The organism is Bacillus mycoides (assembly GCF_000832605.1).
In the GTDB taxonomy this organism is placed as follows: Bacteria; Bacillota; Bacilli; order Bacillales; family Bacillaceae_G; genus Bacillus_A; species Bacillus_A mycoides.
In genome coordinates this window covers 1,264,772-1,283,538 of sequence record NZ_CP009692.1, presented here as the reverse complement: position 1 = coordinate 1,283,538, position 18,767 = coordinate 1,264,772, and the positions used below count along the sequence as shown (strand labels likewise).

The 18,767-nt window shown below is 37.3% G+C and carries 21 protein-coding genes; 6 read left to right on the top strand and 15 right to left on the bottom strand.

Translation table 11 applies throughout. From position 1 onward, the window contains the following. Nucleotides 1-23: 23 nt before the first annotated feature. The 3 genes from BG05_RS08535 to BG05_RS08525 all read right to left on the bottom strand — a co-directional run bounded on the left by BG05_RS08535 (nt 24) and on the right by BG05_RS08525 (nt 2,294). Nucleotides 24-338: a thioredoxin family protein gene (locus BG05_RS08535; protein ID WP_002015619.1), complete on the bottom strand. Its 315-nt coding sequence runs from the start codon at nt 336-338 to the stop codon at nt 24-26. An 83-nt stretch (nt 339-421) separates the two neighbouring features. Next, nucleotides 422-931, bottom strand: coding sequence for a DUF84 family protein (locus tag BG05_RS08530; protein ID WP_002089045.1), 510 nt, complete (start codon nt 929-931; stop codon nt 422-424). Nucleotides 932-1,220: 289 nt separating this feature from the next. Beyond that, nucleotides 1,221-2,294, bottom strand: a complete 1,074-nt coding sequence (locus tag BG05_RS08525) for a M42 family metallopeptidase (protein WP_002089046.1) — start codon at nt 2,292-2,294, stop codon at nt 1,221-1,223. A gap of 148 nt (nt 2,295-2,442) precedes the next feature. Between BG05_RS08525 and BG05_RS08520 the strand changes: the two genes are divergently transcribed. Continuing rightward, complete coding sequence (locus tag BG05_RS08520; protein ID WP_002015622.1) at nt 2,443-2,754, top strand: PepSY domain-containing protein; 312 nt, start codon at nt 2,443-2,445, stop codon at nt 2,752-2,754. A 130-nt stretch (nt 2,755-2,884) separates the two neighbouring features. On the opposite strand, the gene BG05_RS08515 is transcribed toward BG05_RS08520, so the two are convergent. Beyond that, nucleotides 2,885-3,739 (bottom strand): YtnP family quorum-quenching lactonase, encoded by an 855-nt coding sequence (locus tag BG05_RS08515; RefSeq protein WP_041867984.1) that lies wholly within the window; start codon nt 3,737-3,739, stop codon nt 2,885-2,887. 70 nt (nt 3,740-3,809) lie between these two features. Next, nucleotides 3,810-4,463: a tRNA (guanosine(46)-N7)-methyltransferase TrmB gene (gene trmB / locus BG05_RS08510; protein WP_002015624.1), complete on the bottom strand. Its 654-nt coding sequence runs from the start codon at nt 4,461-4,463 to the stop codon at nt 3,810-3,812. Between the two features lie 232 nt (nt 4,464-4,695). Between trmB and BG05_RS08505 the strand changes: the two genes are divergently transcribed. After that, nucleotides 4,696-4,974 (top strand): YtzH-like family protein, encoded by a 279-nt coding sequence (locus tag BG05_RS08505; RefSeq protein WP_002015625.1) that lies wholly within the window; start codon nt 4,696-4,698, stop codon nt 4,972-4,974. 3 nt (nt 4,975-4,977) lie between these two features. Here the strand turns inward: BG05_RS08505 and BG05_RS08500 are convergent, their stop codons facing one another. The 4 genes from BG05_RS08500 to pepV form a co-directional block, all read right to left on the bottom strand. Beyond that, nucleotides 4,978-5,775, bottom strand: coding sequence for a phosphotransferase family protein (locus BG05_RS08500; RefSeq protein ID WP_002034382.1), 798 nt, complete (start codon nt 5,773-5,775; stop codon nt 4,978-4,980). Nucleotides 5,776-6,020: 245 nt separating this feature from the next. After that, a complete protein-coding gene (gene pulA / locus BG05_RS08495; protein WP_002129461.1) occupies nt 6,021-8,162 on the bottom strand; it encodes a type I pullulanase in 2,142 nt (713 codons plus the stop codon). Between the two features lie 288 nt (nt 8,163-8,450). After that, on the bottom strand, nt 8,451-8,996 hold the full coding sequence (gene thpR / locus BG05_RS08490; protein WP_003191890.1) for an RNA 2',3'-cyclic phosphodiesterase: 546 nt from the start codon (nt 8,994-8,996) through the stop codon (nt 8,451-8,453). 103 nt (nt 8,997-9,099) lie between these two features. Next, a complete protein-coding gene (gene pepV / locus BG05_RS08485; protein WP_003191892.1) occupies nt 9,100-10,506 on the bottom strand; it encodes a dipeptidase PepV in 1,407 nt (468 codons plus the stop codon). A 357-nt stretch (nt 10,507-10,863) separates the two neighbouring features. On the opposite strand from pepV, the gene BG05_RS08480 reads away from it, so the two are divergent. Beyond that, nucleotides 10,864-11,085, top strand: coding sequence for a DeoR family transcriptional regulator (locus BG05_RS08480; RefSeq protein ID WP_000805512.1), 222 nt, complete (start codon nt 10,864-10,866; stop codon nt 11,083-11,085). A gap of 82 nt (nt 11,086-11,167) precedes the next feature. Here the strand turns inward: BG05_RS08480 and BG05_RS08475 are convergent, their stop codons facing one another. Beyond that, nucleotides 11,168-11,896, bottom strand: coding sequence for a pseudouridine synthase (locus tag BG05_RS08475; RefSeq protein ID WP_002034388.1), 729 nt, complete (start codon nt 11,894-11,896; stop codon nt 11,168-11,170). 41 nt (nt 11,897-11,937) lie between these two features. Further along, nucleotides 11,938-13,590, bottom strand: a complete 1,653-nt coding sequence (locus tag BG05_RS08470) for a putative polysaccharide biosynthesis protein (RefSeq protein ID WP_002129465.1) — start codon at nt 13,588-13,590, stop codon at nt 11,938-11,940. Nucleotides 13,591-13,873: 283 nt separating this feature from the next. Between BG05_RS08470 and BG05_RS08465 the strand changes: the two genes are divergently transcribed. After that, nucleotides 13,874-15,145: a BaiN/RdsA family NAD(P)/FAD-dependent oxidoreductase gene (locus BG05_RS08465; RefSeq protein ID WP_002129466.1), complete on the top strand. Its 1,272-nt coding sequence runs from the start codon at nt 13,874-13,876 to the stop codon at nt 15,143-15,145. A gap of 212 nt (nt 15,146-15,357) precedes the next feature. Then, complete coding sequence (locus tag BG05_RS08460; RefSeq protein ID WP_002112346.1) at nt 15,358-16,800, top strand: MDR family MFS transporter; 1,443 nt, start codon at nt 15,358-15,360, stop codon at nt 16,798-16,800. A 40-nt stretch (nt 16,801-16,840) separates the two neighbouring features. Here the strand turns inward: BG05_RS08460 and BG05_RS08455 are convergent, their stop codons facing one another. Then, nucleotides 16,841-17,164: an ArsR/SmtB family transcription factor gene (locus tag BG05_RS08455; RefSeq protein ID WP_003191898.1), complete on the bottom strand. Its 324-nt coding sequence runs from the start codon at nt 17,162-17,164 to the stop codon at nt 16,841-16,843. Continuing rightward, nucleotides 17,165-17,596, bottom strand: a complete 432-nt coding sequence (locus tag BG05_RS08450; protein ID WP_003191899.1) for an SRPBCC family protein — start codon at nt 17,594-17,596, stop codon at nt 17,165-17,167. A gap of 424 nt (nt 17,597-18,020) precedes the next feature. Between BG05_RS08450 and BG05_RS08445 the strand changes: the two genes are divergently transcribed. Further along, on the top strand, nt 18,021-18,248 hold the full coding sequence (locus tag BG05_RS08445) for a DUF3973 domain-containing protein (protein ID WP_002129470.1): 228 nt from the start codon (nt 18,021-18,023) through the stop codon (nt 18,246-18,248). A 34-nt stretch (nt 18,249-18,282) separates the two neighbouring features. Here BG05_RS08445 and BG05_RS08440 read toward each other — a convergent pair whose 3' ends face one another. Then, nucleotides 18,283-18,465 carry a sporulation protein Cse60 gene (locus BG05_RS08440; protein WP_000621751.1) on the bottom strand — a complete coding sequence of 61 codons (183 nt, stop codon included), beginning with the start codon at nt 18,463-18,465 and terminating at the stop codon, nt 18,283-18,285. A 1-nt stretch (nt 18,466) separates the two neighbouring features. Beyond that, nucleotides 18,467-18,703, bottom strand: coding sequence for a DUF2553 family protein (locus tag BG05_RS08435; protein WP_002089059.1), 237 nt, complete (start codon nt 18,701-18,703; stop codon nt 18,467-18,469). Between the last annotated feature and the right edge of the window lie 64 nt (nt 18,704-18,767).

The window sequence follows — 18,767 nt, the reverse complement described above, 5'->3', positions numbered from 1 at the left end:
TACAATTCAATTGGCTAATTGTCTTATTTTAAACCTTCAATAAACTCTTCGATTTGCTCTTGTGTTTTACGATCTTTATTTACATAGCGTCCAGTTTCTTCACCTTTATTGTACGCTACAAAGCTTGGAATGCCAAATACGTCTACTTTCACGCATAAATCAATAAATTCATCACGATCTACATAGTAAAATGAGAAGTCACTATACTTCTCTTCCACTTCTGGCATAAATGGATCAACGAAACGGCAATCTGGGCACCATTCTGCTGAGAACATGAAGACTACATTTTCTTCATTTTTTAATTCTTGGAATTGTTCCATGCTTTCTAATGATTTCATCTATATTTCCTCCTCTAACGAGTGCACTTTTTCACACTATAATCTTTTCTTTATACTACCATACATCGCGCATGGTGCAAGGTTTATGCTTGCTTTTCATCATACTTATATTGCCCAACAAGTAACTTAACAACGTGTACAAATAATTCCGTTCGGTCGACATAATCATCTGTAAAAATACCGATAGCACCTTCGTGACTACGAATATCTTTTCGCTCTACAAACTCTTCCATCACTTCACTTAGCTCTTTTCCTTCTTCAAGCGGTGCTAAAAAATCGTCTGGTAACTTAATACGCGCCCCGCCCGCAACAAATGTTTTACCTTCAATCGTCGCTAAAGCACCCCAGTTACACATAAATAACCCATGCTCCGTTTTCATAACGCCGCCTTCTAGCCCAATGCCGATATGAGCTGCACCTTCCTGCAATGCTCTCTTCGCTCTATTTACTGCTCCTTGCATCGTCTCTTCATCTGAAAAAGGCTGATTTGCTACTCCTGATGGAACAGAAAGAGATGTAATTTCAGCATCTTCCCAAACCTTCTCCACAGCCCCAACCTTCGTCTTATTCTTCGATCCAACTACTACCTTCATTTCATTCACCTCTATATAAATTCATCATTCTATCCTAATACTAGCCTCGAACACCAAATCAGTCTTCATGACTGAGATTTATACCGTAGTGCGCCTGACCGCACACACGCATCTCTGTGTCATCTCTCCCACCTAAAAAAAGAAAAGGTTTTCCAAAAACAGCCTTCCTCTCTCTTCCTATCCAAGGTCTTAATACACCATTCGAGCACCAACTAGGCACTGACCGCTCCCATTCATCGCTGGGTCATCTATTCAACCTAAAAAAAGAAGGGTTTTTCACCCTTCCTCTTTACGCGTTATTCTTAATTGTCTCTAACGTCGTTTTGTCCGTTGCTCTCACAAGCTTCGTAATTAATTCCTTCGCTGCCGCATAATCATCAACATGTAAAATAGAAGCATGTGTATGAATGTAGCGTGCACAAACACCAATTACTGCTGATGGGATACCAGAGTTACTTGTATGCACACGGCCCGCATCTGTACCACCTTGTGAAATAAAGTATTGGTACGGAATGTTATGTGTTTCTGCTGTATCTAAAATGAATTCACGCATTCCTCTATGTGTTACCATTGTACGGTCATAAATACGAAGAAGAGCGCCTTTTCCTAATTGACCGAACTGCGTCTTATCACCAGATGCATCATTTGCTGGACTTGCATCAAGCGCATAGAAAATATCTGGTTGAATCATATTTGCAGCAGTTTGTGCTCCGCGAAGACCTACTTCTTCTTGTACAGTCGCACCAGAGTATAATGTGTTTGGTAATGTTTCATCTTTTAATTCCTTTAGCAATTCGATAGCAAGGCCACATCCATAGCGGTTGTCCCAAGCTTTCGCCATAATTTTCTTTTCATTTGCCATTGGCGTGAATGGGCAGATTGGAACGATTTGTTGCCCTGGCTTTATGCCAATTTCAATCGCATCTTCATAACTATCTGCACCTATATCAATTAACATATTTTTTATATCCATCGGTTTTGCACGTTGCGCATCACTTAATAAATGAGGAGGAATGGAACCAACAACCCCAATAACAGGACCATTCTTCGTCATAACTTGTACACGCTGAGCTAATAGTACTTGGCTCCACCAGCCACCTAACGTTTGAAAACGAAGCATCCCATTTTTCGTAATTTGCGTAACCATGAAACCTACTTCATCCATATGACCTGCTACAAGAACGCGCGGGCCAGTTTCGTCCCCTTTTTTCAGACCAAATACGCTACCTAAACCGTCTTGCACAATCTCATCAGCATATTTGCTTAATTCTTGCTTCATAAAACTGCGCACATCATGTTCAAAACCTGATGCACCTTGTAATTCTGTTAACGTACGAAATAATTGTAATGTCTCTTTATTCACGAAGTCCCCTTCTTTCAAACCTTAGTAGAATACCTCTTTTATTGTAACGAAATTTTCGAAATGTTTCTAGTTTCTTCTTTTTTAGTTGCATTTGCATTATAATTATTATTGGTACACTATTTTTATTTTACAGAATTGAGGTGAATATATGAGCTGGAAAGGTTTAGTCACAGGTCTTGGCGTTGGATTCGCAGCTGGTTATTTCGTTGCAAACAAAGTACAAGAACAATCCCATATTTCTTCAGAAAAAGCATTGAAAATGGTGAAACAAGCATTAAGTCATAAAGGTGAAATTACTGGCTCTTGGGTACATATGGTTCCAGAGGCATTTGAAAAATATGATGTCGCGTACGAAGTTTATCGCGGCGGTCTTACAACGATGTTAGATGAAATACAAGAACGATTTGAATTTTTAGTTGATGCTAAAACAGGTACTGTTTTAGAGGTTATAGCAGCATAAAAAGAGGTTTCCCATTAGGTGAACCTCTTTTTTTTTTTAGAATTACCAACAAAAGCTGATAATAACAGCAATACATAATAAGTGGAGATTGTTCCAATAAATATTTTTGGACACCTTCCTCTTATTAATATTAAGCTTCTATATTTGTTTGTCTCTCTATTTTCTCCACTATATGCCCTTCCTCATTCCACTTTACTGCACGGTAATATGCATCATGATAAAAAGTAAACCACGCCTCTTTTTCAGCACCATACTTCATCCACTTTTGTTTATGTTCAATCGATGTCATTGGATAGTCATCGTATGCCATTACCCATAATACATTTTGATGTGCATGCGTCGGTAAAATGTCCGCTAAATGAAGCATCGTTTCACCCTGACTTTCAAGGACGACAACGGCATGTCCATCGCTATGACCACCCGTATGCACCATCTTTATTTCATCCGTAATTTCTATTTCTTTCCTGAACGTAACAATCTTATCAACGATTGGCTCCCAATTTTCCTTCCAATATGTATTACGCGATCTAACATTCGGATTTTTCATTTCATTCCATTCAGTCTCACTTACATAAATCGTTGCGTTCGGAAACGCCGGAACAAGGTGATTTCCCTCCCATTTTGTTAAACCAGATGCATGGTCAAAATGAAGATGCGTCATTAAGACGTAATGAATATCTTCAGTATGCAGTCCCAATTTTTCCAAAGATTCCTTAACTGATGATTCTTCTGTTACACCTTGATTTCGCTTCATTTTCTCATTCAATTTACCATTCCCTATCCCTGAATCAATAAGTATGTTTCCTTCTTTCGTTTGTAAGAGTAACGGATCTGTTCGTAAATAAATATGATTTGTATCATTATGTTTATATTTTCGTGACCAAAGTATTTTTGGCACAACTCCAAACATCGCGCCTCCATCTAAATGTGTATTCCCACCTTTTAGCCACGTCACTTTTATATTTCCAATTTGTAACTGTTCCATATCCCATCCCCCTTTTTCATTTAATTTTAACATAATATTCCGATTATTTTTCATATAAAAAACCTATGCATTACTGCATAGGCTCCGTACGATATTTTGCTTCAACTCGATAAATACGATGACCTTTACTAGAAAATTTCTCTTCGTATTCTGTCATAATGTTTCCTTCATAATCACTATTATGAAGATCTAGGCTAAGGTAAGTTAATAACATACCATACTCAGCCATACTCATAATAGAATATTCAAATAAACCTTGGTTATCAGTTTTGAAATGAATTTCTCCGCCATCTACTAACACTTCTTCATAATTGCGTAAAAATGTTTTATACGTTAAACGACGCTTCGTATGACGATTCTTCGGCCATGGATCTGAGAAGTTTAAATAAACGCGGTCAATTTCACCTTTCGCAAAGAAAACTGTTAAATCTTCAGCATCTTTATTAATTAACTTTAAGTTCGGTACTTCTTCTTCAATTAATTTATCAAGTGCATCTACAACAACACTTGTGAATTTTTCAATTCCAATATAGTTAATATGCGGATTTGCTTTTGCCATATCATACATGAAGCGGCCACGTCCTGTACCTACTTCAATATGAATTGGCTGTTCATTTCCAAATATTTCTTTCCAGTTACCAGCGCTCTCCTCTGGGTTTCCAATTACGATATGTGAATACTCATTAATTCGATCCATTGCATAAGGCTTATGTCTTAAACGCATAGATGTCTCCCTCTCTTTACAAAACTATTTTAAAGGAAAAATTCCTTCTTTCTGTTTTAATCAATCTATCAAACAAAAAACCAAGTACGTACGAGCACTCGGTCCGTTTCTTTCAAGTATAAGATGTACCATTTTGATAAAAACTACATAAAGCATTAAACATTCCATGACGAAACAGCTTTTTCTCTTACATTTCTAGGGAGAGAAAAACACTCGAAAGGATGATCCGTTCATGCCAATTAATCAACAGCATCAATTAGAAGTGTTAAAAGATATTTTAATCAACCATCAAAGTGATTGCTGCGGGACAGTTTCTGAATGCGAGCAATTAGAGCGACTCATTCAATCGTTACTCGCAAACGATAGTATAAGTAGTGACACTAAAGTAATGCTAAACGATGTATATTCTTATAGTCAATCGGGTAAATCTTCCTCTAATTTGGACAACCATATTTCCAATAATCAAGAACAACTTACTCAGTGGATTGCTGGAATGGACAATTTTTCTTAAGTATTATTCTGAAGCAAGTAGTTGCTGTAAATATTGATGCCAATATTTAGCTTCTGCTTGCTGCTTTTTTGTTGTGTGCCATTGCATAGATAAAATCGTTTGTGCTATCACATACCATCTCATACGCCTAAGCAATGATTCATCTAGTTCAATCTCATAATATCCGAGCCACTCACTCCATTCATGGCGCGGAACATACCAATATAATAACATACCAAGATCTAAAGCTGGGTCAGCAATAACAGCCCCATCCCAATCAATTAAAAACAATTCATCTTCGTCCGACAATATCCAATTGTTATGGTTTACATCACAATGGCATACAACGAATTCATTGTACTCAATATCTTTTAATGACTCCGTTAAATATTGCAGGCCTTGCTGAATTGTTTCATCAACTCTTATATCTCCTCTTAAAACGAGCTGTAATTGTTGTAATAACTCTTGCGCATGAAGCGGCTGCTTTCCTAGCCTTTGAATCATCTGCACAAGCGCTTTAGAGGAGTGTATTTTCTTCAAAAGTTTCGCAACACGCTCTAGTTTCATATCCTCTGGCTCTAACTTCTGTCCCGGAAGCCATTTTTGAGCAGAAATTACATCACCGTTCGTTACCCTTCTTGTCCAAAGTAATTTTGGAACAATTCCTTCTGCTGACAATACCGCTAAAAAGGGCGATGTATTCCGCTTTAAAAATAACTTTTGTTGTCCGTTTTGCGCAATATATGCATCGCCCGTTACTCCACCAGCCGGTATAAGACTCCACTCTTTTCCTAATAATTGTTCCAACCATTCCATATTCATTACCCGTTAACAAATCCTTATCTTTTATAGTTATGAAAAGAAAAACCGCAACATTTCTACGCATGTTGTGGATTCATATATTTTACTGTATTTGAATGAAAAAACTTGGCATAAGCCGAAAACAGGATAAATCACCTGTTCTTCTAGTTTATTTTACAAAATCAATCATAGAATGACAACTTATGAAAATCGTCACCTTTGTCAATTCTACATTTATTACATTCTCATCGTCAAGTAGCGATTTGTCACATTATCGTCAATATATACGTGCTAATTGGAGCCAATTGAAGTTCCTTTCCTCTAAATGAAGAAATTGGCTCTATTTTCGCTTGCTTTTCGTTTACTAACACATGCCACGTTTCTTCTTTTGGAAGCTGCACCGTTTTAGCTTCTAAACCGCTATTAAATAAAACTACAATCTCTTTCCACGGTCCAAATAATTCTACATGCTCTAGGTGGTATGCCAGTACTTCTGTAGATGTTTGCAAAAAAGTCATATGCTTTTTTATAAGGTCCGCATTTTGTAATCGGAATGCCCCGTGCCCTTTGCGAATCGCAATTAACCCTTTTATATAGTTAACGGTCTCCATCTCTTTCTCTTTTTGATCCCAATCTAATTGATTAATTTCATCATTTGCATTATAGCTATTTTCGTTCCCTTGCTTCGTACGATAAAACTCTTGCCCCGCATGTAAGAAAGGAATCCCTTGTGAAAGAATAACCATTGCGGTTGCTAAACGATGACGCCTTTTCAAAATTTCTTCTGATTCTGGATTACTTTGCACTAGTTTATCCCACATCGTCATATTGTCATGACATTCTACATAGTTGATGCTTTGTACTGGCTCTAGGAACAATCCTGTTTCTTTCATACTTAAAAGGCTACCAGCTACTATATACTGCAAATGATTACAGTCTACATGCCCACCAAATGCAAAGCCACGTTTATTTATATTAAAAGTACTTCCTTTTATTCCATCACGAAATTGATCATTAAACTGTGCGATACATAGCATTTTATTCGCATTATTTAACGTCGCTTTCTCTTCAAGAGGAAGCGGTGTTTGCAAATCCCATCCTTCACCTAATAACAGCGCATCCTGCTTTATTTTTCGTACTTCTTTTTCTAATTCATTCATCGTTTCAACATCTAAAATTCCCATTAAATCAAATCGGAATCCATCAACATTGTATTCAGTAAGCCAATATAAAACAGATTCTATAATAAATTTCCTCATCATTTTCCGTTCAGATGCTATATCATTTCCAACTCCCGTCCCATTAGAAGGCATACCGTCTTCCCCATGACGAAAATAATATCCCGGGACAAGCTTCTCAAATGATGATAATTCTCTTTCATAAACATGATTATATACAACATCTATAATCACTCGAATGCCGTGATCATGAAATGTTTCAATTAGTTGTTTACACTCTACTATCCTGTTATATGGATCAGAAAGGTTTGTAACATAAAATCCTGTTGGTATATTGTAATATAACGGATTGTAGCCCCAATTATATGCGGAAGCAGGATTCACTTCATCTATACCACCAAAACAATGTAAAGGTAATAGTTCAACATGTGTAACGCCTAAATCTTTTATATAAGACAATCCTGTTAATGTCCCATTTCGCCCTACTGTCTCCTCTTCCATTAGCCCTTTATATGTCCCTTTCTTATTCACCCCACTGTTTGGGTGAATAGTAGCGTCACGAATATGCAGTTCATACAATATGGCATCTGTCATTGACTGTAATGGTGATAATTCTACTCGTTTTGTCACATTCGTTTTTTCCAAATCGATAACGACGCCGTATTTTCCATTTATCGTCGCAGACTTTGCATAAGGGTCAACCGCTTCGTTCCATATTAAATTAATACAAACAAGGAATGTATATCGTGCTCCATCATGATCACCTTGTAATGTATGAATCCACACTCCGTTTTCTTCTCTGTACATTTCATAATCAATATATTCTTTATCACTTTTATAAATCCGTACTTTCGCAAGCCTTGCAGTCGGAGCCCATACTTTAAATATTGTTTCTTCTTTTTTATACACAGCACCTAAGTCGGTACCTTCGTAATAATATTTTTCATCGAAAACTACTGTTCGAATCACAGCGCCTATTTGTAAATCTGTTTCTTCATTCCGTTCATCCCGTACTGTATAATACTTCCCCACATCTATCGGCTCTTCTATAAAGCATTCATACTTCGTTGCATCTGGAAGAGCAATAGTATGAACAATCGGTAACTCTTTCACATTGCTTCCTTCTTGTAAACGAAATGTCCGGCTTGTTCCATACGCATGCGGGAGCAAAATTGTAATTTTATTCATTTCATCTAAATAGGCATCAAATGGACGTTTTACTTTCAACATAAAAAATCACCATCATTCTCAAAATTAAAATAAAGTGAAACTTTAATCAATGGGAACGCTTTACTCCCACTGATTATTAGCCTTCACCAATTGGGCCTTTACGGGCAGTAGATCTCCCACCTAACTTCTTTGCTTCATCCTAATTTGGAGATGGGAGTCTTACTGCCCGCAAATAGGGGGGTGAAACGAGCTGCAAGTGATAAGGGTTTTCTTATCAGCGAAGCTCTATACAGTAACACATTATTCCCTATAGTATATTCACCTGTATAAAAAACGTTTTCATACATTCTATTTTTGTAGTTTTATTTCAGTAATCGATTTATACTTCGGCGTTTCCTTAACGTGAGATTCATACAAAGTAATCGTATCTGCTTGAAATGATGTTACAGGTAACTCTTTTACATTTGTCAGATCAAACACTTTTTCTCCTACCCATTTACGCGCAACAGTAATATGTGGATGATAAGGACGTGTATCTAGAGAGAAGCCATTTTCTTCACAAATTGTATGCACTTGCTTTTGTAAACTAAACAAATCTTGATTATCACTTATCCCCGCCCAAAATATACGCGGCTGGTCCACCTGTCCGAATGTAGAAAGTCCTTGTAACGTGAACGATAATTCCGTTTTTTCTGTAAGTGTTTGTAATCCATTCTTTATTCCTTCTAACTGTCCCTCTGTCGCACTTCCTAAAAATGAAAGGGTAATATGATAGTCTTCTTCATGTACCCACGAGCGAAATGGTAATTCATCCTTCATTTCCTCTTTATAATTAGAAAGAATTTCTTTTATATGACGTGGTAAAGTTACTGCGACAAAATAATGCGGCACCATCTACATCGTCTCCTTTATGTTATTGTTGCTTTTCTTCCTTATCTCATTCAGCTAAAAAGAATCCGCCCTCTAAAGTAGAGAGCGGTCATTATTTAAATATCTTTTATTTCGCTAATTCATGAATTGCCTGAGCATAAATCGCTGTCGCTTTTAATAAATCTTCAATTTCAATGTACTCATCTTTTTGATGCGCAAGTTCTTCTTTTCCTGGGAATAACGGGCCAAATGCAACACCAGCTTTCAATGAACGAGCATAAGTACCACCGCCAATTGCTAACAATTCAGCTTTTTCACCAGTTTGTTCTTCATATACACGTTGCAAAGTACGAATTAACGTATGATCTTTGTCAACGTGATGCGGGCGAGAGTTAGAATAATCCGCTACTTCAAATCCATGAGTACCAACATATTCTTTTAACTTTGCAATTGTTTCTTCAAAGTTAGTTGTAACTGGATAGCGTACATTTAATCCTAAATTACCACCGTTTTCTTGCGAGTAAGACAGGCGACCAACATTCACTGTTAACGGCCCGCTAATATCGTCTTTATAAGAAATACCAGCTTTTTCTCCAATAATATCACCTGTAAATGTTTCTGTTACAAACGAGGCAAATGAAGCCCCTTTTCCATCAAGAGAAACTTTCGTTAAGAAGTTTACCAATAATAAACCTGCATTTTCTCCCTTTTCCGGAGTAGATCCGTGAGCTGAAATCCCTTTGATTTGCAACGTCACCGTCTTTCCTTCTACAATTGCTTTACCTATTTTTTTAGCAGTTTGTAAATACTCTTCATATGCTACTGTAAGTGTATTTACATCTTCTCCTGTAATAACTGCTTCTGCAAAATCAGGAACCATATTTAAACGACGACCTGACTCAAATGAAATAAGCTTAAATGTGCCTTCTTTCTCTTCGCCACCACTTTGCACAACTTGTATGTCAGAAATTCCTTTTTCCGCATTAATAATCGGAAAATCTGCATCCGGCGCAAAACCGATTGTTGGCATTTCTTCATTTTTAAAATAATGATCTACACACTTCCAATTACTTTCCTCATCTGTTCCTAAAATCATACGAACACGTTTTGAAAGAGGTAAGCCTAATTCTTTAACGATTTTCATCGCATAATAAGCTGCCATCGTCGGCCCTTTATCATCAATTGCACCGCGTGCAAAAATCTTCCCGTCGCGAATATCCGCACTATACGCAGGCGTTGTCCAGCCATCTCCTTCTGGTACAACATCAACGTGACAAAGAATACCTACTAATTCTTCTCCTTGTCCCATTTCAAGATGACCTGCATATCCTTCTAAATTTTTAGAACAGAAACCTTCTGCTTCTCCTTTATGTAACATGAAAGATAAGGCTTTTTCTACACCTTCACCAAATGGTGCGCCCTCTTTCGCAGATTCTTCTTCCCATACACTTTTAATTTGTAAAAAATTTTGTGTATCACGAATTAAATCATCTTTTCGTTTTGTAACTTCTTCTGTCCAATTAATCGTCGACATCACGCATCCATCCTTCACTATATTGTCTCTTTCATCATAGCAAACGAAAATCTCTTATGCCATACATGAAAACCTAATAACGGACAATTGTAATATTTCAGATATTTCTTATTAGTTTTTCTTTTATTTTTTTAAAAAAATTTGCAGGAATTTGGCGTTTTACGTAGAAATTTATGAGTTAGTTGACTGACCAGACATACAATGTCAACTACCAATATTTTTCTATATGAATATTTGTTAAACTTTTGTAAAATTTAAGTAAGTTAAAGCATGAATTTTATCATGTAGAGTACAATGGTAGTAACGACCTTCTTTCCTGAATGGGGTCAAAAAAACTAGTAGAGGAGCGGTTTTCTCTTGAAACCTACAACTACTCGTATGCTAACACGCATTAAATCGATTTATATGTACATCAATGAAAACGGTACGGTAACAACGAAAGACCTTGTAGATGAGTTCGGGATCACACCGCGAACAATACAACGTGATCTAAATGTGTTGCAGTTTAATGAACTCGTGTATAGCCCTTGCCGCGGCAAGTGGACAACGACAGGAAAGAAAGTGAGAATGACCTCATAATAAAAAATAATTGTATGTAAATAAATACATACCCCTTTCTAACTCATTAGAAAGGGGTCTTTTCTATGCTCTGAAATTGGCGTTACTTTTCGTTATCTACTTGATACGTCTTTAACATTTCTACTTCTTCATCTGTTAATTCACGATATTGCCCAAGTTCTAACTCTTCATCTAACATTAAAGGTCCCATCTCTGTTCTCTTTAAATAAACTACTTTTTTCCCTACCGCTTCAAACATACGCTTCACTTGATGGAATTTTCCTTCTGTAATAACGAGTTCAATCTCAGAAATATCATCACTTTTTAAAATTGTAAGTTCGCCTGGCTTCGTTTCATAGCCATCTTCTAAAATAACACCTTTAGCGAATTCTATTACATCCTCTTCCGTTACAACACCTGAAATGTGTGCATAATATTTTTTCGGCACATGCTTTTTCGGAGATAATAGTTGATGCGTTAACTTCCCATCATTTGTGATTAATAAGAAACCTTCTGTATCAATATCGAGCCTTCCAACAGGGAATGGATCGAAAATCGCATCTTCTAATTCTAATAAATCTATTACTGTTTCGTGGTTATCATCTTCTGTCGCTGAAATAACACCTTGTGGTTTATGCATCATTAAATAAACAAACTCTTTATATTCCACAACTTCACCGTGAATCATAACCTCTTGCTCTTCTACATTCACATGAAACTTCGCATCTTTCACTGGCGTTCCATCAATCTTCACAACGCCGTCTTTCAGTAATTTCTTTACTTCTTTTCTACTTCCGTGTCCCATATTCGCTAATAATTTATCTAATCTCATGTTCTTCACCTTCTTTATTTATCATAGAAAAGGGGACGTATTTACGCCCCTTTTGATTTCAACTTTATTTTGAATCTACTACCAAGTTTACGCTGGATTTTCTCTAAAGCTTCTCCGCCAAATACTCTTTCTAGTACTCCTGTGCGAATCGCTAACAATCCGTAAACAAGACCACCAATACCTGCACAAATCGCAACTGTAATAAGAGCACCAATACGGCCATCAGGCGAAATCATGAAGGATAGAAGCCATTGTGATAGTTTTACAGCAATAACCATTACAAGTGTTAAGACTGCAATTTGGAATGTTCTCTTATATACAACACCAAATGAATAGTGTGCGTGTTTTTTAATTTGTCTATTCGTATACCATACGGAAGCTAAGAAGCCGACTGCAGTAGCCAAAATCGCCCCAACTGTACCGAAATAACGAATAAAGATTACGTTACATGCAAATTTCAAAATAACACCCATCACAAGCGCAACAATCGCATGTTTCTGCTGGTTAATCCCTTGCAGAATTGCTGCTGTTACTGTGAATAAAGCGAATAACAATGCAACTGGCGCATACCACATTAATACTTGTCCACCTAGTGGGTCTGAATCGTAGAAAGCAGTGTAAATCGGATATGCAAGTGTAGAAATACCGACAACTGCTGGCAATGTTAAAAACATATTCGCCTGGAATGTTTGTGTAATTTGTAATTTCAAATAACGGTATTGCTTTTCAGTAAACGACTTTGTAATCGCTGGCACGAGCGTTAAACTAAACGCTGTTGCAAGTGATACTGGAATCATAATTAATTTATGCGTCCACATCGTGAAAATACCGAGTGCTCGCTCTGCGATATCTCCTTGACCAATCGCCTGCATAATAGAGTTAAATGTCAATGTATCAATTTGTTGATATAAAGGAATTGTTAATCCAATTACAACGTAAGGGATTGCATATGCAAACAACTCTTTAAACAATTGAGCGGTACTTACCGTCGATTCTGGTACAGTTTGCTCAATTAAATATTGATCCAAATATTTTTTACGTTTTAACCAGTACCAAATTAATACGCCAAGTGCTCCAACTGCTGAAACGAACGCAGCGAATGTCGCAACCCCAACTGCCGTTGCTACTGTACCGCCAAGTACTTTAATAACGATGAAACTACCCGCTAATAAAAAGACGATACGAATAATTTGCTCAATAATTTGTGAAACCGTAGTCGGTCCCATCGATTGGTGGCCTTGGAAATAACCACGAATCAAACTTGCTGCCGGCACAACAATAAGCGCAAAACTTACGAGGCGAATAATCGTCGTAACTTCTTCTATCTTATTTTGTAAACTTTGTTTACCAAGCATTGCTTCTGCAAATAATGGTGCGGTCATGTACAGTACTAAGAAGGAAAGAACTCCTGTTACTATCATCATAACCATTCCCGAGCGGAACATTCTCCGGCTCGTTTTATAATCTCCAAGTGCATTATATTTGGAAACAAACTTAGAAACAGCAAGCGGCACTCCTGCCGTTGCGATACTTAAAAATATCGTATATGGAATGTATCCATATGTATAGAGCGTTCCGCCTTCTGTGCCTACTAATGCATGAAACGGAAAAACGTAAATCATGCCTAAGAACTTTACTAAAAATGTCCCTAACGTCACAATAAGCGTTCCGCGCAGAAATTTTGAATCGGACATACGAAAATCCTCCTACATCTACATAAAGTGAAACTATAATTAGTGGGAGACTCTCCTCCTACTAACCATTCAAGCATTTACAGGCTGCTTTAACTCCCTCTTTACTTCTCCAAAATCTTAAGGTAGTAGTCTTATTGCCCATAAATAGCAGGATAATGCTGAACTCTAACTTTTGTATTGTACCACAATTCTCCTCTTAAGCAGTACTTCACTCTATTTTTCTTTTAAGGGAAAACATGCTATTCTTTTAGGCAGGAAATGTAGAAAATGAGGTCGATATATTATGCATTATGATGTTATTGTCATCGGCGGCGGTCCTTCAGGGCTAATGGCTGCAATCGGTGCTGCTGAAGAAGGCGCAAGCGTCTTACTTCTTGATAAAGGAAATAAACTAGGACGTAAACTTGCGATTTCTGGTGGTGGTCGTTGTAACGTAACGAACCGTCTACCACTTGATGAAATCGTTAAACATATACCTGGAAATGGTCGCTTCTTATACAGTGCTTTTTCTATTTTCAGTAATGAAGATATTATTACATTCTTCGAAAATCTCGGTGTACAACTGAAAGAAGAGGATCATGGCCGCATGTTCCCAGTATCAAATAAAGCGCAATCTGTTGTAGATGCACTGTTAACACGATTAAAAGACTTAGGTGTGAAAATACGTACGAATACGCCTGTCGAAACGATTGAGTATGAAAACGGTCAAACGAAGGCTGTTATTCTGCAAACAGGTGAAGTGTTAGAAACGAATCACGTCGTTATCGCTGTTGGCGGAAAATCTGTTCCTCAAACTGGTTCTACTGGAGACGGATACGCTTGGGCTGAAAAAGCTGGGCATACAATTACAGAACTTTTCCCAACAGAAGTACCAATTCTTTCAAACGAACCGTTTATTCGTGACCGCACATTACAAGGTCTTGCTTTACGAGATGTAAACTTAAGTGTATTAAACCCGAAAGGAAAAGTTATCATTTCTCATAAAATGGACATGCTTTTCACTCACTTCGGCCTATCTGGTCCTGCTGCTCTTCGCTGTAGCCAATTCGTTGTGAAAGCAATGAAAAAGTTTAAAACGAACACAGTGCACATGAGTATCGATGCATTGCCAGAAGAAAATAGTGAGCAACTGTTCCAGCGCATGCTGAAACAAATGAAAGAAGATCCGAAAAAAGGAATTAAAAACGTTTTAAAAGGCTATGTTCCTGAACGTTACTTCCTATTCTTATTAGAAAAAAATGAAATTGACGGTAGCGAACAAGCTGGACAAGTTTCTCATGAGAAGATTCGCGCACTTGTGAAAGATTTTAAAGAATTTACCGTCCATGTAAATGGTACGCAGTCAATTGAAAAAGCATTCGTTACTGGCGGAGGGGTATCCGTTAAAGAAATTAACCCGAAAGAAATGGCTTCGAAATTCACGAATGGTTTATACTTCTGTGGAGAAGTTCTTGATATTCACGGTTATACTGGCGGCTATAACATTACATCTGCCCTTGTTACTGGCCGAATTGCCGGAACAACAGCAGGACAAAATTCAAAAATGCAATATTAAAGAAGAAACAGGGACTTCTGTTTCTTTTTTTAGTATGTTGAAATAGCAAAGTAATACACGAAATTATATCGGCGATACTTTAAATATGTCGACCGTTTCTTCAAAAACATCCCTTCCTCCTAACTTCCCATTGCTTTTTTGTTGCTTTATATACCTTAGTACCTTTATATTTTATATTGTTGAATATTCGAAAAAGGGTAAGGGGAAAACAAATGAGAAAAAAAGTCATGATGTCTTTAATGCTAATGACGTTTCTTTCTGCGGTAGAAGGAACGATTGTTAGTACAGCGATCCCTCGTATAACGAGTGATTTGTCAGGTGTCGAACTTGTTAGTTGGGTATATGCAATCTATATGCTTGCAACAGCTGTTTCGACTCCAATATACGGAAAGCTAGCTGATTTATTCGGCCGTAAAAAAGTTCTGCTCATCGGAGCAACAATCTTCTTAATCGGTTCTGCACTTTGCGGAGTCGTTACATCAATGGAACAATTAATCTTCTTCCGTGCTCTTCAAGGTATAGGGGCTGGTGCTGTTATGCCGATCACAATGACGATTATTGGAGATCTATATAGCGAAGCGAAAGACCGCGCGAAAGCACAAGGCTGGATGAGTGCCGTTTGGGGTGTATCTGGTGTTATTGGGCCGTTAGTAGGTGGATTTTTAGTCGATTCTCTTTCTTGGCGCTATATTTTCTTCTTAAACGTTCCTTTTGGAATTATCGCTTGCTTAATGTTTGCCACTTCTTATAAGGAATCTGTTAAGTCCGCCGCTAAGCAACATATCGACTATCTTGGTGCGACAGTTTTCTCATTAAGTACAATTGCTTTACTATACGCATTATTAACAGGTAGCAGTAAGCAAAACTGGGGAGACATTTCAATTATCGGCCTATTAATCTTTGCCGCTGTTTCATTCATTATTTTCTTATACATCGAGAAAAAGTCTCCGGAGCCATTAATTCCGCTAGCACTTTTCTCTAACCGTACATTATCTACAATAAACATACTAACACTTATTGCTGGCGCAATGATTATTAGTATTACAGTGTATCTTCCAATTTGGAGCCAAGGTGTTTTAGGAAAAAATGCGACAGAGGCTGGACTCATTTTAATGCCGATTCCTGTTATGTGGACATTCGGTGCTATGTTCTCCGGTAACTTAGTTGGCAAGTTACAAACGAAACAAATTATTTTACTTGGAGCTAGCATTTTATCAGTTGCTACTTTCTTATTATTTACATTATCAACAGATTCACCATCATTCCTTATTTATGTTGCAGTCGGATTATTCGGCTTAGGAATGGGGCTTGTTACACCAATTTACATGGTAACAATTCAAGCAGCTGTACCGGCCCATACGCGCGGAACGGCAGTTGGTTTAAATACATTTATTAATACATTTAGTCAAACACTAGGAGCTGCAATCTTCGGAACGATCTTCAATACGATGATTCATGCACGTGGCATTAAAAACCTTGATCTTGTTTCTTCTGGCGGACATGGAGGGGCTACAGCAAACGTAGCAACCGAGTCACAATCCGCATTAGCATCAAGTGTACACGTCATTTATATGAGCACTTTCGTATTAGCGGTATTCACATTAATTATCGCTTGGATCCTATTAAAGCCAGCTAAACAAACAAGTGAACAATAAAAAAAGGATGACCATTTTGGTCATCCTTTTTGCATAAAATCTACTCTTCATTCTCCACAATATATTTAAGCACGGACAATTTATTATCCCAAAATCGTTCATAGTACGAGAGCCACTGCTGTAATTCCTCTAATGGTTCTGGGTGCAAACGATATATCTTCTCTCTTCCACTCTTTCTTCCACTCACTAAATTCGCTTCTGAAAGAATATGAAGGTGCTTTACAACTGCAGTACGGCTCATCGGAAAATGATCCGTTATTTTTGAAATTGGTAACTCTTTATCACTTAATAACCGTAACACTTCTCGGCGGGTTGGATCAGCAATTGCTTGAAATACATCATATTTCGCTGCTGACGAGGACACTTAACCTTCGACAACCTTTTTCAGTTTTTCATTTACAATCGCTACCCAGCCACCATTCATTCTATCGCGAATAATAGAGCTCTTCGCATTCGCTTTCGGAAGGATTTCATCAGGATGTTTCCAGCCGCCGTGAATTAACGTAAATTCTGTTTTATTATCTCCTAGGTCTTTCAAATTAAATGAAACAACCCAGCCATCTGTGTCCCATGAGAAAGATAAATAATTCGGCTCATCAATCTCTAACACTTTACATGGTGATGGTCCGAAAGGTGATTGCACATGAAACTCATGTCCTACCGCCAATTCGAAATCATTTGGCATAAACCATGACGCAATTCCTTCTGCAGTCGATACTACATTCCATACTTTTTGAATAGGCACGTTAAAAACGATTGTTTGTTTAATATCATTTAATGTATTTTGTTGTTCCATTTTATATCTCCTTTATTCGGCATTAAAATATAACACCTTTTAGTTTCACATTAACAATATAACACCTTTTGGTTTCATGTCAAGAAAGACTCTTTTTCACTGTTGAGAAATTCTCAACATTTTTTCAACAGGACAAACACCCTCTCACCATTCCTTCATAATATACTCACAAAGGCAATGAAAAATAGAAAATTCCCTCAATATGAAACTCTATCACTCCTATTGAGAGAAGCGCCTAACTTATCTCATCTGTACTTCGTCTCTCCTCCTTCCCTCGGGGACAATACGCGAGATATGTAAAAATCAGAAGGAGTATGCCCGCCATTTGGGTAGGTAGTTATTTCTCTTCTCCTCAACATTTCCTTAGGAGCGAAATGACTACCGACCCACTTTTTCAAACAAAAATAAAAAGGAGATGAAAGCTATGTTCTATTGCATTAACTGTTCTGAAATTCACCATGAAAAACACCCGAATGATAAAGTTTTTAAAAACGGTTTTTATATTGATCCATTTTTAGGTGATCGTTATCACCTTGGTATGTGTACAGATGCCCAAAACCATGAAACAGGGGCGCCTCTTTTAGCGACAAAGAAATTAGGCACAACTCAATCTATTATGAACGTATTACCGACACATGTTGTCCCAACATAAAACATAAAAAAGAGCTGGCTCACCCAGCTCTTTTTTATGCTTTATAAACGATCATTGCTGAAAAACAATAAATTTGGTTTTCGTCATCGTTAATAGAAACACCGACTTGGTACTTAATATCTACAAAGTTACTATCATCAATTTTTTTCAAAAATACATTTACAGCGTCTTCTAAGTCTTTTTCATGACTTTCATCAAACACTTTCACACGAATCATGTTAACACCATCCTAGATCGCAGCCCTCCGCCGCTTGTTTATTGCCACGGTGCGTATCTATGATGCGATAAAACTTTCCATCTTCATATATATATCCGTCTTCTAACACATATTGTTTATCTTCAGTATAGACATAAAACTTACCTATCATAAACTTACTCGTATATAATTCCAAATAATCTTGCCTAAATTTAGCTACAACTTTATTTGTAATATCAATTCTAATTGTGCGCCCCACCTTCTCTCCCTCCCTTGCAAAGAACGGATTTAGGTATATTGTATTAGCGATTTTATATTTTATG